The 15,276-nt window shown below is 46.1% G+C and carries 9 protein-coding genes; 6 read left to right on the top strand and 3 right to left on the bottom strand.

Annotation, left to right across the window (positions count from 1 at the left end; genetic code table 11):
- Position 1: 1 nt before the first annotated feature.
- The 5 genes from SULKU_RS07030 to SULKU_RS07010 all read left to right on the top strand — a co-directional run bounded on the left by SULKU_RS07030 (position 2) and on the right by SULKU_RS07010 (position 9,302).
- A complete protein-coding gene (locus SULKU_RS07030; RefSeq protein ID WP_013460254.1) occupies positions 2-817 on the top strand; it encodes an HDOD domain-containing protein in 816 nt (271 codons plus the stop codon).
- 12 nt (positions 818-829) lie between these two features.
- Positions 830-3,559 (top strand): DNA polymerase I, encoded by a 2,730-nt coding sequence (polA, locus tag SULKU_RS07025; RefSeq protein ID WP_013460253.1) that lies wholly within the window; start codon positions 830-832, stop codon positions 3,557-3,559.
- Between the two features lie 16 nt (positions 3,560-3,575).
- The gene (gene gdhA / locus SULKU_RS07020) at positions 3,576-4,928 is read left to right on the top strand and encodes an NADP-specific glutamate dehydrogenase (protein ID WP_013460252.1); all 1,353 of its coding nucleotides are present in this window, start codon (positions 3,576-3,578) and stop codon (positions 4,926-4,928) included.
- A 75-nt stretch (positions 4,929-5,003) separates the two neighbouring features.
- Positions 5,004-8,126: a cytochrome c biogenesis protein CcsA gene (locus SULKU_RS07015; protein ID WP_013460251.1), complete on the top strand. Its 3,123-nt coding sequence runs from the start codon at positions 5,004-5,006 to the stop codon at positions 8,124-8,126.
- A 75-nt stretch (positions 8,127-8,201) separates the two neighbouring features.
- Positions 8,202-9,302 (top strand): hypothetical protein, encoded by a 1,101-nt coding sequence (locus tag SULKU_RS07010; RefSeq protein ID WP_013460250.1) that lies wholly within the window; start codon positions 8,202-8,204, stop codon positions 9,300-9,302.
- Here SULKU_RS07010 and dnaJ read toward each other — a convergent pair whose 3' ends face one another.
- The gene (gene dnaJ / locus SULKU_RS07005; protein ID WP_013460249.1) at positions 9,303-10,418 is read right to left on the bottom strand and encodes a molecular chaperone DnaJ; all 1,116 of its coding nucleotides are present in this window, start codon (positions 10,416-10,418) and stop codon (positions 9,303-9,305) included.
- Positions 10,419-10,534: 116 nt separating this feature from the next.
- Between dnaJ and recR the strand changes: the two genes are divergently transcribed.
- Positions 10,535-11,104 carry a recombination mediator RecR gene (recR, locus tag SULKU_RS07000; RefSeq protein ID WP_013460248.1) on the top strand — a complete coding sequence of 190 codons (570 nt, stop codon included), beginning with the start codon at positions 10,535-10,537 and terminating at the stop codon, positions 11,102-11,104.
- A 1-nt stretch (position 11,105) separates the two neighbouring features.
- Here the strand turns inward: recR and hrpB are convergent, their stop codons facing one another.
- The gene (gene hrpB, locus SULKU_RS06995; RefSeq protein ID WP_013460247.1) at positions 11,106-13,607 is read right to left on the bottom strand and encodes an ATP-dependent helicase HrpB; all 2,502 of its coding nucleotides are present in this window, start codon (positions 13,605-13,607) and stop codon (positions 11,106-11,108) included.
- Positions 13,608-13,619: 12 nt separating this feature from the next.
- Positions 13,620-15,275: a potassium channel family protein gene (locus tag SULKU_RS06990; RefSeq protein WP_013460246.1), complete on the bottom strand. Its 1,656-nt coding sequence runs from the start codon at positions 15,273-15,275 to the stop codon at positions 13,620-13,622.
- Position 15,276 lies beyond the last annotated feature (1 nt).

Below are 15,276 nucleotides of genomic sequence, written 5' to 3'. Positions count from 1 at the left end.
TATGAAAAGCTCGATTATAAACAGTATTAAATCTTTGCCGCCGCTTCCTAAAACGGTGATAGAGATGCAACGTATTTGTAATGATCCCGACAGTTCGATCAATGATCTGATTAAAACTGTCGAACAAGACCCGATGATCGTTGCCAACTTGCTTAAAGCCGCCAATTCGCCTCTGTACAGTTTCCGACGCGAGATACTCAATGTCTCTCAGGCGGTCTCTTTGTTCGGGATGAGTATGACGAGATCTATCGGTATCGGCAATTCGGTCCGCAAACTGCTCAATGTCGACATGGAACCCTATGGAATTACATCGGACCGTTTTGCGGAAATTTCATCGATGCAGGCTGCTTTGGTTCATGAATGGTACATGAAAATAGACCGCCTTAAAGCCGATAAGCTTTTTTTAGCCGCATTTTTGCAGGAGACGGGAAAAATTATTATCGCAAGCGACGTTATTCAAGAAGATTTAGCTGCCAATTTTAAATCCGATATTGAAGTGACGATTGACATTGCAAGAGTTGAGCGCTCTTACATTCATGAAACGACGGCTACCGTGACGGCGGAAATTTTTACCCACTGGAATTTTGATAAAGAATTTGTTGAGATGATTAAATTTTCCGATGCGCCTGCCAAAGCGCCGGATGATGTCAAAGAGTACTCTACCGCTCTGAACATCATTAAAACGATTATTCCGGTCAATAATCCGCTGGGGGAACACGGAATCTCATATGGCCTTAAAAAAGCGGAAGATGCGGGCTATGACGTCACTATGCTTCAAGCGGCAATTGATTCGATGCTCGCTCGAATCCGTGCCTGATAAAGACGATTGATGGCACAACCTACCGTTACTATAATCGATACTTTCGGATTTTTCTTTCGTTCGTTTTATGCACTTCCCCCTCTAAAGAATAGACACGGGTTTCCTACCGGACTTTTGACCGGATTCATTAACTTTATTGCATCACTGCACAAAGACCACAGCAGCGATTATTTGATATTCGCTCTCGATGCAAAAGGGCCGAGTTTCCGGGCCGAGATCGATCCAAATTATAAAGCCAACCGTTCACCCGCGCCCGAAGAGCTGATCCAGCAACTCCCCATCGCTATCGACTGGATCGATAAAATGGGTTATAAATCTCTATCCCAAAGCGGGTATGAGGCCGATGACATGATCGCATCGGTTGTTCGTCAAGCGCGCCAACACGGTTTTTTGGTTCGCGTCGTTTCCCATGATAAAGACCTCTATCAGCTGATCGATGATGATCGGGTCGTGTTGGTCGATGCGATCAGCAAAAAAGTGATGAATGAACGTCACTGCGATGAAAAATACGGTGTTCATCCGTGCCAGTTTATCGATTATCAATCCCTTATCGGCGATACTGCCGATAATGTCCCCGGTGTCAAAGGGATCGGTAAAGTGACGGCACAAAAACTTCTTTCTCAGTTCGGGACGCTGGATACACTGTATGAACGCATCGAAGAGGTTACCCCTCCGCGGATACGGGGTCTGCTTGAAACGTACCGTGACGATGCATTCCGCTCCCGCGAACTGGTACGTCTTAAAGATGATGTGTTTGATACGCTCGATTTTTCGGAGTTTGCAATGCATTTCGATAATCCGTTTTTGCCTATCTATGATGATCTGGTGCACTATGAGATGAACGCCGTATTGCGTACCCTTAAAGCCAAAGCATTGTTTGAAGAGTCACAGCCCTCAAATACGCCTCAGAGTGAAAAAACTGAAAAAGCGGAAGTTCCGCAGTGCGATAGTCTCGATGGATGCAGTGTTTTGATCGATAGCGATGCCGCTTTAATTGCCCTGATGGAAACGATAGCCGATGATGCACTTATCGCCTTTGATACCGAAACGACTGGGCTTGACCCGAGTAAAGATCATTTGGTAGGTTTTAGCTTCAGCACTGATGGCAAAACCGGATATTATGTTCCGATGATGCACAGTTATCTCGGAGTCGGGGATCAGGTCAGTACTGAAGCGGCGGCGAAAGCAATTCGATTGATATTTGAACATCGCGTTATCGGACATAATATTAAATTCGATCTTCATTTTGTCACCCGGTTTTTGGGTGTTGACCGCTTAAGTATCTATGCCGATACGATGGTTCTCGCTTGGCTGACCGACTCGTCGCGCTCACTGGCGATGGACAACTTGTCACAATCACTTTTGCATCACGAGATGATCCATTTCAAAGATACGGTAAAAAAAGGGGAGAACTTCGCTTCCGTCGCTATCGAAGATGCCTGTAAATATGCGGGAGAAGACGCTTACATAACCTACCGTCTGTACGAAGTGCTCAAAGAGCAGCTGCTGCTAAAAGGCGGACAAGAAGCATTAGACGAAGCGTTTGATGTCGAGTTTCCGTTTACATTGACATTGCTGGGAATGGAGAAAGAGGGGATAGCCGTCGATACGGCGGTTTTGGAACTCTTTAAAAAAGAGGTTGCCCATGAGATAGCGACACTGACCGAGCAGATACACAGTGCGTGCGGAACCGTCTTTAATCTCAATTCTCCCAAACAACTCGGTGTCATCTTGTTTGAGACGCTTGGGCTTCCTCACGGCAAGAAAACCAAAACGGGATACAGCACCGACGAGCAGGTTTTGGAGGGGCTTCAATTTGAACATCCGATGATTCCGATGCTGTTGCAGTATCGCGAGTACCACAAGCTCTATTCGACCTATATCGAACCGCTGATCGCTTTGGCGCAAAATGATCCCTCATCGCGCATTTATACGTCTTTTGTCCAGACGGGGACGGCGACGGGTCGGCTCAGCTCCAAAAATCCGAATCTCCAAAATATCCCCGTCAAAACGGCATTGGGAATGCGGATACGCGAAGCGTTCGTGGCACCTCGGGGCAAAAAACTGATCGGGATCGACTATTCTCAGATCGAGCTTCGTCTCCTCGCCCATTTCAGTGAAGACACTGTTTTGGTCAATGCCTTTAACGAGGGGCACGACATCCATATGCAAACGGCGATAGCACTGTTCGGTGCGGAGGATGCATCTAGGAAGCGTAATATCGCCAAGACGGTCAATTTCGGTCTATTGTACGGGATGGGGCAGAAAAAACTTTCCGATACTCTCGGGATTACGACGAAAGAGGCCAAAGAGATCATTGAACGCTATTTCGAGACGTTTCCGAGTGTCAAAGGATATTTCAACGGCATTGTTGAACAGGCCAAAGAGATAGGGTATGTCGAGACACTGCTGCACCGTCGCCGCTATTTTGATTTCGGTTCCGCTACCCCGATGCTGAAAGCTGCCTATGAGCGCGAGTCGGTCAATACAGTCTTTCAAGGAAGTGCGTCTGATCTTATCAAACTCTCGATGAATAAAATTGACACGATGATCCGAACCGAAGGTTTGCGAGCCCGAATGCTGCTGCAAATCCACGATGAACTGATTTTCGAAGTGGATGCGGATGTTGCCGAAGAATACGCCGTCCGTTTTGTCGATGCGATGGAACGTATTTTAGAACTACGGGTTCCGCTCAAAACTTCGATGCATATCGGAAACCACTGGGGCGAGTTAAAATAGTTTAGAGGAGATTTACATGGTCGAAAAAATCTTAGCCAATCTCGAAAAGTCCAATTGTTCAACCGACGACACTTTTTTACAGGCGGTAAGCGAAGTGCTCGCTTCATTGGAACCGATTATCAAGAGTGATTCACGTTACGAGCAGTTCGCTATTTTGGAACGTCTTGTCACACCGGATCGGATCATACAGTTTAAAATCCAATGGCTCGATGATAACAATAACGTCCAAATCAACAACGGATATCGAATCCAGTTCAATAATTCGCTAGGACCCTACAAAGGGGGACTTCGGTTTCATCCCAGCGTCAATATCAATATTCTGAAATTTCTTGCGTTCGAGCAGATTTTTAAAAACTCGTTGACAGGGCTTCCGGTCGGGGGAGCAAAGGGGGGGAGCGATTTCGATCCCAAAGGGAAAAGCGAATTTGAGATCATGCGGTTCTGCCATGCTTTTATGCGCGAACTTCACACCTATATCGGAGCGCGTATCGATGTACCCGCCGGAGATATCGGCGTAGGGAGCCGTGAGATCGGCTACCTTTTCGGCGAATATAAACACATTACCAAGAATTACGACGGTGTACTCAGCGGGAAACCGTATGCGTTCGGCGGATCGCTTCTTCGCCCTCAGGCTACGGGATACGGCGTCGTCTATTTCGCCCGGGAGATGCTCTCCCAGGAGCTGCAGGAATCTTTGGAGGGAAAAGTGTGTACGGTGAGCGGCGCCGGAAACGTTGCAATCCATACGATTGAGAAGCTTCAGCAGTTGGGGGCTCTCGTCGTGACCGCCAGTGACAGTGATGGAACAATCTATGATCCCAGAGGCATTGATCTTACCGTCGTCCGTGAGCTCAAAGAGAATGGCAGACGTTTGTCACTCTCAGGGTATGCGGATCGCATTCCTGGATCAGTCTATACCTCCAAAAATGATTATCCTGCGCAAGGGCATGCGGTATGGCAGTATCCCTGTTTTGCCGCTTTTCCGTGTGCTACTCAGAACGAACTCTCCCTTTTTGATGCGAAATCGCTGATAGAAAACGGATGCGTAGCCGTTATCGAAGGGGCCAATATGCCGACGGCCCCGGATGCGATCGAATTGTTTCAGCGTGAGGGGGTACTCTTCTCCCCCGGAAAAGCTTCCAATGCCGGGGGTGTCTCGGTCAGTGAATTTGAGATGTCTCAAAACGCATCTATGGAAAAATGGGATTTTGACAAAGTGGACCGTAAACTCGATGAGCTGATGCGCCAGATTTACAAACGGGTCTCACTGACGGCTAAGGAGTACGGAGTGGAGCGAAACTTCGTTGACGGCGCAAATATCGCCGCATTTAAACGGGTTGCCGAAGCGATGATTCTTGAAGGCGTTTGATTGTTAATAGTGAATTAACAAATATTTACCAATGTGCGACTACAATTGCACCATACTATACAGACAGGTCTATGAATGAATAAAATTCTCTCCCTTTTGAGCTCCATGAAAACCATGGCCGCTCTTATGCTTATTTTTGCCGTCTCGATCGGCTATGCTACGTTTATTGAAAACGATTACGGATCAATGACCGCCAAAGCGGATGTCTATAATGCCCGTTGGTTTGAAATTCTTCTTGCATTGCTCGCCGTTAATTTAACCCTCAATATCATCAATTTTAAAATGGCACGAAAGGGCAAACAACTCGTATTTATTTTTCATGCCGCCTTTTTGATTATCCTTGTCGGTGCGGCGGTTACCCGATATATCGGGTACGAGGGGACCATGCACATCCGCGAAGGAGAAAGCAATAACGCCATAATCAGCGCCGAGCCGTATGTCACATTCAATGTTGACAAGGGGGGCAAGCAATACGAATTCAAAGAGAATCTGTTTCTTTCCAAACGTACTGCAAACCATTTTGACCGGACTTTGTCCGTCGACGGTGAGCAGATCAATGTCCGACTTGAGCAATACATGGGGGATGCCCGCTATGAACCTGCCGCTGATCCAAAAGGGGAGCCTCTTTTTAACCTTATGGTTACCGGTGCGATGGGGGCGCAGCAAGTCGCTCTCAAACAAGGCGAGTTTGTCGAAGCGAACGATGTCGTCATCGATTTTGATTCTAACCAAACGTTCAAAAAGCCGGTTGTTTCACTAAGCGTCGAGGGAGATAAGCCTTATATCACTACCCCTTCTTCCCTTGCTACCCTCAGTATGGATACACAGCAAAACGGTATGCTTAATGGCGGAAAACACGAGATGACGAAACGGACATTGTTCCAAACGTCTCAGAGCGGCTTTGTATTGCGGAACTTCCTTCCTAAAGCCTCGATGCAGCTGGTTTCAGCCCCTAAAGGGAAAGGTCCCATGATGCAGGGTGGGCAGGATGCTTTAACCTTGACGTTTACAAGTAAAGAGAACAAAGTGACGGAAGTGATATTGGGGAGTCCGGGAGCTATAGGCGAAGCTAAAAAAGTAGTTTTGGGTGATACCGTAATCAATGTCGCTTACGGTTCTATCGAGCGCAAAATCCCGTTTTCGGTTGCTTTGCGCGATTTTGAGCTGGAACGTTATCCGGGATCCATGTCTCCGGCATCCTATGCCAGCGAAGTAAGCGTCATCGATCCTGCGAATCAGGAAAAATTCGATTTCCGTATCTACATGAACCATATTCTTGATTACCAAGGATTCCGATTTTTCCAATCTTCATTCGATCAGGATGAACTCGGTACCGTTTTATCGGTCAATCATGATCCGGGGACATTGATCACCTATATCGGCTATATTCTGCTTGCATTCGGAATGTTCGGAGTCCTTATCGTGAAAAACGGCCGTTTCAATGCTTTGGGTGAAAAACTCAAAGCGATCAAAGCTGAAAAAACGTTAGCGGCTTTAGCCGTTGTCACTCTTGTACTGTTCAGCTCGACGAACGCGATCGCCGCAGACGAAGAAAATCCCGTAATAAAAATTGCAAAAGGGTTTGATAAAGCACACGCCGATAAATTCGGGCATCTTATCGTACAAGATGCCAGCGGTCGCATGAAACCGATGGATACGCTGAGCCATGAGATTTTGGCTAAACTCAACCGCAACGATGCCTTTTTAGGTTTGAATTCGAACCAAGTCGTTCTGGGGATGATGCTTCGTCCCGACGCATGGCGTGAGATTGCTATCATCCGCACCGGAGATAAAGAGATCAATAAAATGATCGGCCTGCCGGAGAGTGCAAAAACCGCCGCATTCTCACAGTTTTTTGAAGCTCCCGATGAAATCAAAGGATACAAATTAGGACAGCTTGTTGACGAAGCCAACCGAAAAGCGCCGGGTCAACGGGATAAATTTGACAAAGCTCTTTTGCAGGTTGACGAACGTGTCAATGTCGCTTATATGGTCTATACCGGTTCACTCGTCCGTATGTGGCCTAAACCGGGCGATAAGAACCATAAATGGGACGCTACTATCGAAGCGTTACAGACACTTAGCCCGAAAGAGAGTGAAATTGTGCGCCTTCTCGCCATCAGCTATTTCGGTTCTATCGATCAGGCAATGAAAAGCGGTGATTGGACAAAAGCGGACGAAGCGCTTGACCGTATCGACAAATACCAGCGATTTGTCGGAGCGAGCGTTTATCCGAACGATTTGAAATCAAAAGTAGAGATTTTCTATAACAAAGCCAATATCTTTGAGCAATTATGGCCTTTATATTTCGTCGTCGGATTTACTCTGCTCATCTTGTCGTTTATCAAAATCATCAAACCGACGTTTAAAGAAGAGTGGCTCAGCAAAGTCTCTTTCGGCTTATTGGTTCTTTTCTTTGCCGCACATACTGCAGGATTAATTATGCGCTGGTATATTTCAGGACACGCACCGTGGTCAAACGGCTATGAATCGATGATCTATATCGGTTGGGCGAGTGTACTGGCAGGATTTATCTTCTCAAAGCGCTCTGTAATGACGATGGCGGCTACAGCCATCATGACAGGACTTATCCTCTTTGTCGCTCATCTAAACTGGATGGATCCGCAGGTGACCAACCTCGTACCGGTACTACAATCGTACTGGCTGGCAATCCATGTTGCCATGATTACGGCAAGTTACGGATTCTTGGGACTCGGCGCACTCCTTGGGATGATTGCTCTCATCCTTTTTATTCTCAAAAAACCGGAAAATTCTGCACGGTTGAATCAGGCCATTAAAGAGCTGAACGCTATTAACGAGATGAGTCTGTTGGTCGGTTTGATTCTCCTTACTGTCGGAAACTTCCTCGGAGGTGTTTGGGCAAATGAGAGCTGGGGACGTTATTGGGGATGGGATCCGAAAGAGACGTGGGCCTTGGTCACAATTCTCGTGTATGCCGTTGTCATCCACTTGCGAATGATCAAAGGGGCTTACAGCGACTATATTTTCAGCGTTGTGTCGCTTCTCGCATTTACATCGGTACTTATGACCTATTTCGGTGTAAACTACTACTTAGCAGGTATGCACTCGTATGCCAAAGGCGATCCCGTCCCGGTACCGGATTTCGTCCCATGGACGTATGCTGTGATTGCCATCGTTATTGCGATGGCTTATACAAAGAGATCTACAAAAATTTAATTTTTGTATTTTGCAACAAACTTGCAACACTAAACTGTAATAATGGATAGTTAAGATCCATAAAAGGATATTACAGTGGAGAATGCAATAAAAGGTCTCTTTTATGCATACAAGCATCTCCCTGTCGGGGTGATGCTGTTCAAGAAAAGAACCCTTTTTTTTATAAATGACCATCTTCAAAATGTTCTACTCTTATCTGCACTCTCAAAAGAGCGTATAATCGAAATCATCGGTAACCGCTTAGGAATACCGAACCCAACGCATAACACAGTTCATGACTTCTTTTTTAACAATAGCTATTTTTTAAATCAAAACAGTATCATTCAAATTGAACGCCGAAGCATTAGTGATGATATAACCATCTTCGTCTTAGTCAAGATATCTGAACAGTCGATAGAAGCTATAAAGAATAGCAGCCAATCTCTTCCAAATCTCCTTCAAAAAAAACATGAATATTCACCCCTTAATAACAGTGAGTGGAAATTGCTTACGAACGCATTGGGAACGAACTTTGAGGATAAAAAATTTATTTCGATAGTTCTTTATAAAGGGATCCCTCTCAAAGCCGAAAGTAAAATAATCAGTATCAGCAATGAAATGATTGAAATAAGTATTGAAAGAAATCAACTTATCGCAACGGAAACAGGCAAGGAATGGCTGATCGGCATCAAACAAGATTTGATGATTGCGGGGGATGTATCCAGTTATGATTTGAAAGGGGGAAGAATATGGCTGAAAAATCTTCGCCTTGTCTCAGAGGGGTTTCACCTGCGAAACAATATACGCTATGCGATAGAAAAAATCGGCCATTTAAATATATTTAGCAAAAATGAGAAAACTATTTCCTTGCCGTTACACGATTTATCGGAAAAAGGTGTTTCCGTGCAAACCGATGATCCAACAGTATTGGTAACTATATCATCCAAAATTGGTAAACCCTTAGATGCACAAATTATTGTCGACAATCTGAATGTATCCGTTGAAGCTATACCGCTTTATATTGAAACTATGGATATCCCCGGAATGATGAAAGTGGCATTCAGTATCGTATATGATTCGCATAACGAAACCCTACTGCATAATTGGATGAATAACGAGCAGCACAGCGTGATCAAAAAAGTCCGTCATTTTATCCAAATGATATCCGGGGAAAAACCGGATATCCCGAACGGATAGTTATTTAAACCATCCTTTGACTTTTTCAAAAGCCGATTCAAACAACGACTCGTGAGGTTTAGATTCGATACCGAAACTCTCCTGGAGCTTTTGCAACAACTCCTCTTGAGCCGAGTTTAGACGGTTAGGGTAGGTGAGGTGGATTTGGGCAATCAAATCCCCTTTGCCGCGACCGTGTACATCAGTAACCCCTTCATTTCGGAAACGGTACTGCTGACCGTCTTTGGTTCCCGTTTCGAGTTCCAATGTCAATTCACCGTTCAATGAAGGAATCGTGATATCTTCACCCAGGACCGCTTGGGTAAAAAATACGGGAACTTCGAGATAGATATCGTTGCCGTTTCGGATAAAGTGACTGTCTTCTTCGACTTCAAACGTCACATACAAATCGCCTCTTACGCCGCTTTTTCCGGTATTACCCCGTCCCGAGACACGTAAACGGTTCCCCGTATCGATTCCGGCAGGGACTTTGATAGTAACGGTCTCTTTTTCTTCCGTATAGCTCTTGCCTTTACAGTCGGGGCATTTTTCACTTGCCATGGTACCTTCGCCGTGACAGGCAGGGCAGGTTTGGGAGAAGGTCATAAAGCCTTGGCGTACATACACCTGTCCTTTGCCGCCGCACTGGCTGCACGAAGTGACTTTGCCGTCTTTGGCTCCGGTACCTTTACAGGGTTTACAGGAATTTTTGGCGGTAAATTTGACCTCTTTTTCGCATCCGAAAACCGCTTCTTTGAAGCTGACACGCATCTCTACGCCCAAATCGAGCGGGAATTTATCGCTTTGCGCGCGTGATTGGCGACGTCCGCCTCCCGCAAAACCGTTGAACATCTCTTCAAAAATACTTCCGAGATCGTCAAACCCGCCGCTGCTTCTACGACCGCCACCCCCTTGAAGACCTTCTTTCCCGTAACGGTCATAAATAGAGCGCTGCTGATCGTCACTCAGGACTTGATATGCTTCATTGCAGAGTTTGAATTTATGTTCTGCCGTCGGATCATCCGGATTACGGTCAGGATGGTAGAGTTTAGCCATTTTGCGGTACGCTTTTTTGATTTCGTCTCCGCTGGCATTTTTACTAATCTCTAAAATCTCATAATAACTCATTTCTTCCACGAAACAACTCCAAAAACATATTTTTTTGCAATTATACCATGTCAAAAAGAGTGTTAGCTTAATTGAGTCATTAAGACTAAACTATTTGTGGTACAACCTTTGCTACAATATCGATTATGAAACGTTCCCTTGAAAAATTTAACCGCCTTGTCGATGCCCTCCAAAATCTCCCGACCGTCGGGCAGAAATCGGCGACCCGTTTAGCCTATCATATGGTTATGAACGACAGCTTCGGGGCACTTAAACTCGCCCATGCGATCGAAAATGCTATTACCTCTTTGAAAAAATGCCGTTCCTGCGGTGGATTGAGCGAAGATGAACTGTGTTCGATTTGCAGTGATGAGCGGCGTAATCATGAAGTGCTTTGTATTGTCGAAAATGCCAAAGATATTTTGACCTTTGAAGAAAACGGCCTTTTTGACGGTCGTTATTTTGTTTTAGACTCTATAGAAGAGCTTGATATAGCCCATTTGCGCGGAGTGATCCAAAGCGGAATCAAAGAGGTGATTTTCGCATTGACCCCATCGATCGCCAATCAGGGAGTTATGCTCTATATCGAAGATAAACTGATCGATTGCGATGTCCGATTCAGCCGAATCGCGCAGGGGGTTCCGACGGGTGTGAGTTTGGAAAACGTCGATATACTATCGCTTACCAAAGCGATGGAAGACCGCGTCAGCATATAAATCACATATATTTTTTCGTTCTGCTCGTTGCTTCCGCATTGCGAGGATCATCCGGCCAGTAGTGTTTGGGGTATCTCCCTTTTAGCTCTTTTTTGACATCACCGTACGAGCCGTTCCAAAAGCCGACAAGATCGCGGGTCACTTGGATCGGGCGGCGTGCCGGCGAAAGCAGATGCACCAACAGCGCTATTTTCCCCTCCAAAACGCTCGGATGGCTCTCCAATCCGAAAACTTCCTGTATCCTCACAGCCAGAACGATCCCCTCGGGATCAGAGTAATCGAGTGGAATTGAACTTCCGGTCGGGGCCGTAAAATGCGTCGGTAATAATAGATCAAGACGCTGACTCTGTTCCCACGAAAGCTGTGATGCGAGGATGGCATGCAGATCAAGCGATTCACACTCGCGCAAAGAGCTCTGTGCCGTTAGATAGGGAAGCAGCCATATTTCCAACGACCCCAGCAGCGCCTCGTCACTAAAATCGCCGAAACTGCTTTCGGGAGCATGGTAGTGCAATGTTTGGAGGCGATGGCGAAGAGCAATCGACTGTACCGACCAGGGGAGGGCGTCAAGTCCCATTAAACGTATCCCCTCCAAAAGTTTTTCTTTCATTAAAACCGGATCAGGACTCTCAATCGGACGCGACTCAATGACGATAGCACCCAAACGACGAATCTCTCGGGCTTCGACCCGTCCCGTATTGCTATTCCATGTTATCGTCTCATCGGTAGTAAAAAGTTCGGGGGCATGATGCTCTAAAAGCTCATATTCAAGCGGAGCACATTGGTATATCTCTCCGGTCGTTGATTCGCCGTCGCTTTGAGTGACGACGAGCCATTCTGAGCCAAATAGATCATCCTCTCGCCGCAAACGTCCCTCTTTGCCGTTGCTGAGGAGATATTTCTCCCCTTTGGATGTACGAATACGTGCTATTCGATCAGGATAGGCGACGGAGAGTAAAATAGCGATCATTGCTGAGGGGAAATCGCGTGATAAACAAAGCGATGTATTCAGCCGTTTTGAAAGGTCACTCGCGTTCATGAGGATGACTTTAGCATTCTCTGCAATTACGGACGGGAGCGTTTTTTTGATCATCGCATCGCATAAGCTCCAAAACCGCTCCCGCATATCGGAAGTTCGGACAGAACTTCGGGTGTAGAGATCGCGTTCGCTTAGCAAAGAAGCAAGTAAAATCGCTTCACTCTGATACCCGAGTAAGCGCCCGATGAGGATCATGTGCGCCAAGCGGGGATGAATCCCCAACCCCAACATCTCTTTGCCGTGCGCCGTTATGACACCTTTATCATCGATCGCCCCCAATGAGCCAAGCAAAGACTCGCCGTGCATCAGTGCCTTGGACGGCGGCGGAGTAAGCCATGATAGATCCGAATCCCCCCATGCGCTGAGTTCTAAGGCTAGAGGAGTCAAGTCGCAAAGACGGATTTCCGGTTCTTTATGGGGAGAGAGACTGTGATGAGCCGCCGCACCCCACAGACGGTAACATTTTCCCGCTTCAAGCCGTCCTGCACGTCCTGAACGCTGTTGTGCAGAAGCTCGGGAAATTTTTTGGGTAACTAAACGCTCCATACCGCTTTTCGGATCGAACATAAGCACTTTTTCCAGTCCGGAGTCAACAACGATACTGATCCCCTCGATCGTCAAACTGGTTTCGGCGATATTGGTGGCCAAGACAATTTTACGTTTTTGTGACGGTGCTATGGCATGTTGCTGCGCTTCTTTTGTGAGTTCGCCGTACAGTGGAGCGATATCGATATCCATCGTGCGGCAATACTCTTTGAGAAAAGTATCAAGTTCTTTGATCTCACGGGTACCGGGCAAAAACACCAGAATACTTCCCTTATCCTGCTCGATGACTTTCGTGAGCAGGTTCATGATAGAGGGAACAATCTTTTTAGGCTCGACCGGCGATGAGTTTGGGGGCAAATGCTCAACGCTAATCGGATAACTGCGCCCCTCACTGGTGATAAGAGGAGGATGGTTCAATAGGGTTTGTAAAGAAGCAGTATCGAGGGTTGCAGACATAACGACAATTTTGAGATCATCGCGTAAAAACTCCTGTGACTGCAGAGAAAAGGCTAGAGATACGTCACTGTGCAGATGACGTTCATGGAACTCATCAAAGATAATAAGGGCGATATTTTCCAATGACGGATCACGCTGAAGCATACGGGTCAAAATCCCCTCGGTGACGACAACTATTTTCGTCTGATCAGAGAGTTTTTTTTCGGAACGGATTTGATATCCGACCCTCATTCCTACCTTTTCGCCCAGCATATCCGCCATACGCATTGCAGCACTCCGTGCGGCGATACGACGGGGTTCCAGCATGATGATCTGTTTACCGTTGAGCCAGGGTTCGTTAAGCAAGGCGAGGGGGACGGCAGTCGTCTTTCCCGCTCCCGGAGGGGCTTGAAGGATTAGACGGCTGTTATTCAATAAGGCTGATCGTATATCGTCGATAACGTCCAAAACGGGGAGATGCATAATAGGGTTCAATCAGCCGAATAATTTAAATCGTCGCGCTTCAACTCCGTGAATGACAAAATAGAGTTCATAATAATGGTTGACAATGGTTTGGAATCGATCCAGACTCGGACGGGTAGATGCGAATAAAATATGGTCATTCGGCTGCAGCAAGGTAGATTCATCCGGTAAAAGGATGAATTCTCCATTTGAACGCTCAAGCCCCAAAATGACTATCTCCAGATCTTCGCCGTCATGGTAAGGATTACGAATCAATTGTCCGATAGATACGGACGCTTCAGTTAAATAGCGGCTGAGCGCATACATATGGTGTTCATCGATCTCCATTTCGATCAGAGCAGGGCGCTTATTAACTTTTTTGGTAATCAGCAGCAATGTATCAACATACATTTCTTTATTGTATTTTGATACTTCATCGATAAATTTAAACGTCATCGGACGATCAATGTAGTTATAGCCGTCCAGTGCGGCGATTTGATCAAGAATAAATATTTTATCCACTCTGAGATTGCTAAAAAGACTTCTCTCTTCAAGCTCATTTTCCCGCACGATAACAAAAATTTTAGGATTCAGGCTACGCGCGGTCGCAACGATGGAGAGATTGATCGCATCATCATTGGTTCCGGCGATAATACAGGCGGCATCCATAATCCCGGCCTGAATGAAAAAATCCTGATCCGAAGAGACTTTTTCATGGGTATCTTTATTAATATCCAGATAGGTGTATTCAATACGGTTGTTATCAAGAGTCTTTTGAAGCGTGTTTCCGAACCGCCCTTTAGAACATACGATATATTTCCCGATAGGGAGGATATCGCTTTTGCTGACATGCAGATTTCCCCCCTGAACCCAACTCAAAAGATTAAACAGGTACGGGGAACGCAGAGCGAAATCGATCCGTTTGGAGATAATCGAGAAGGCGTCGATGACGTGATTGACACCGATATTAGAGAGATTTTCGCCCCCCTGTTTAATCCCGGACCGGGCTATAATACGAAGTCCCTGATTTAAAACACGGGCGCGGACACAGATTTTGAGGTTGAGCTGATCATCATCGAACAACGTAACCAAAAATTTACACTGAGGTGATTCAATTCCCGATGATTTAAGTACATTCGTCATCGAAGCATCGGCAACGATTGCGGGAATCGAGGGGAGATACATTTCACTTTGCAGTGCTTCGATTTTTTCGATACTTTTATCAATAACGATGATACGGTAAAGATTATCTTTATTGAGCCTATCGATCAACAGTTTCCCCGCATCGGTATAGCCGCATACGATGATAAAATCTTGCCTGAGGTGACGAACCTTGCGGCGGAATGTATTCATTTTGATCGCATTGGTAAACGTTTTCTCTTGAAGCAATGCGATAATAGAACCCAATGCGTAAATCCATGCCGGAACGCTCGAATAAATTGTAAGAAGAACAACCAACCGCTGAGGATAGGTAAAAGCATACGGGATCTCACCAAATCCGATCGTCGTCGCAGTGTATCCGACGATATACATCGCATCAAAAAAACTGAGATAAACCGTTTTCCCCTCTCCGTCAACACCCGGAACAGCGGTGAGAAGGATAACAGGGATGGCATGGGCTAGATTTAGGACAATGAGGGGAGTCCTCATTTTTCGCAAAAAAAGCCAAATGGTCGATTCGTTACTCATA

The sequence above is a fragment of the Sulfuricurvum kujiense DSM 16994 genome, assembly GCF_000183725.1.
Taxonomy (GTDB): domain Bacteria; phylum Campylobacterota; class Campylobacteria; order Campylobacterales; family Sulfurimonadaceae; genus Sulfuricurvum; species Sulfuricurvum kujiense.
Note: the sequence above shows the minus strand (reverse complement) of the source record. Positions and strands in the feature narration are given on the sequence as shown.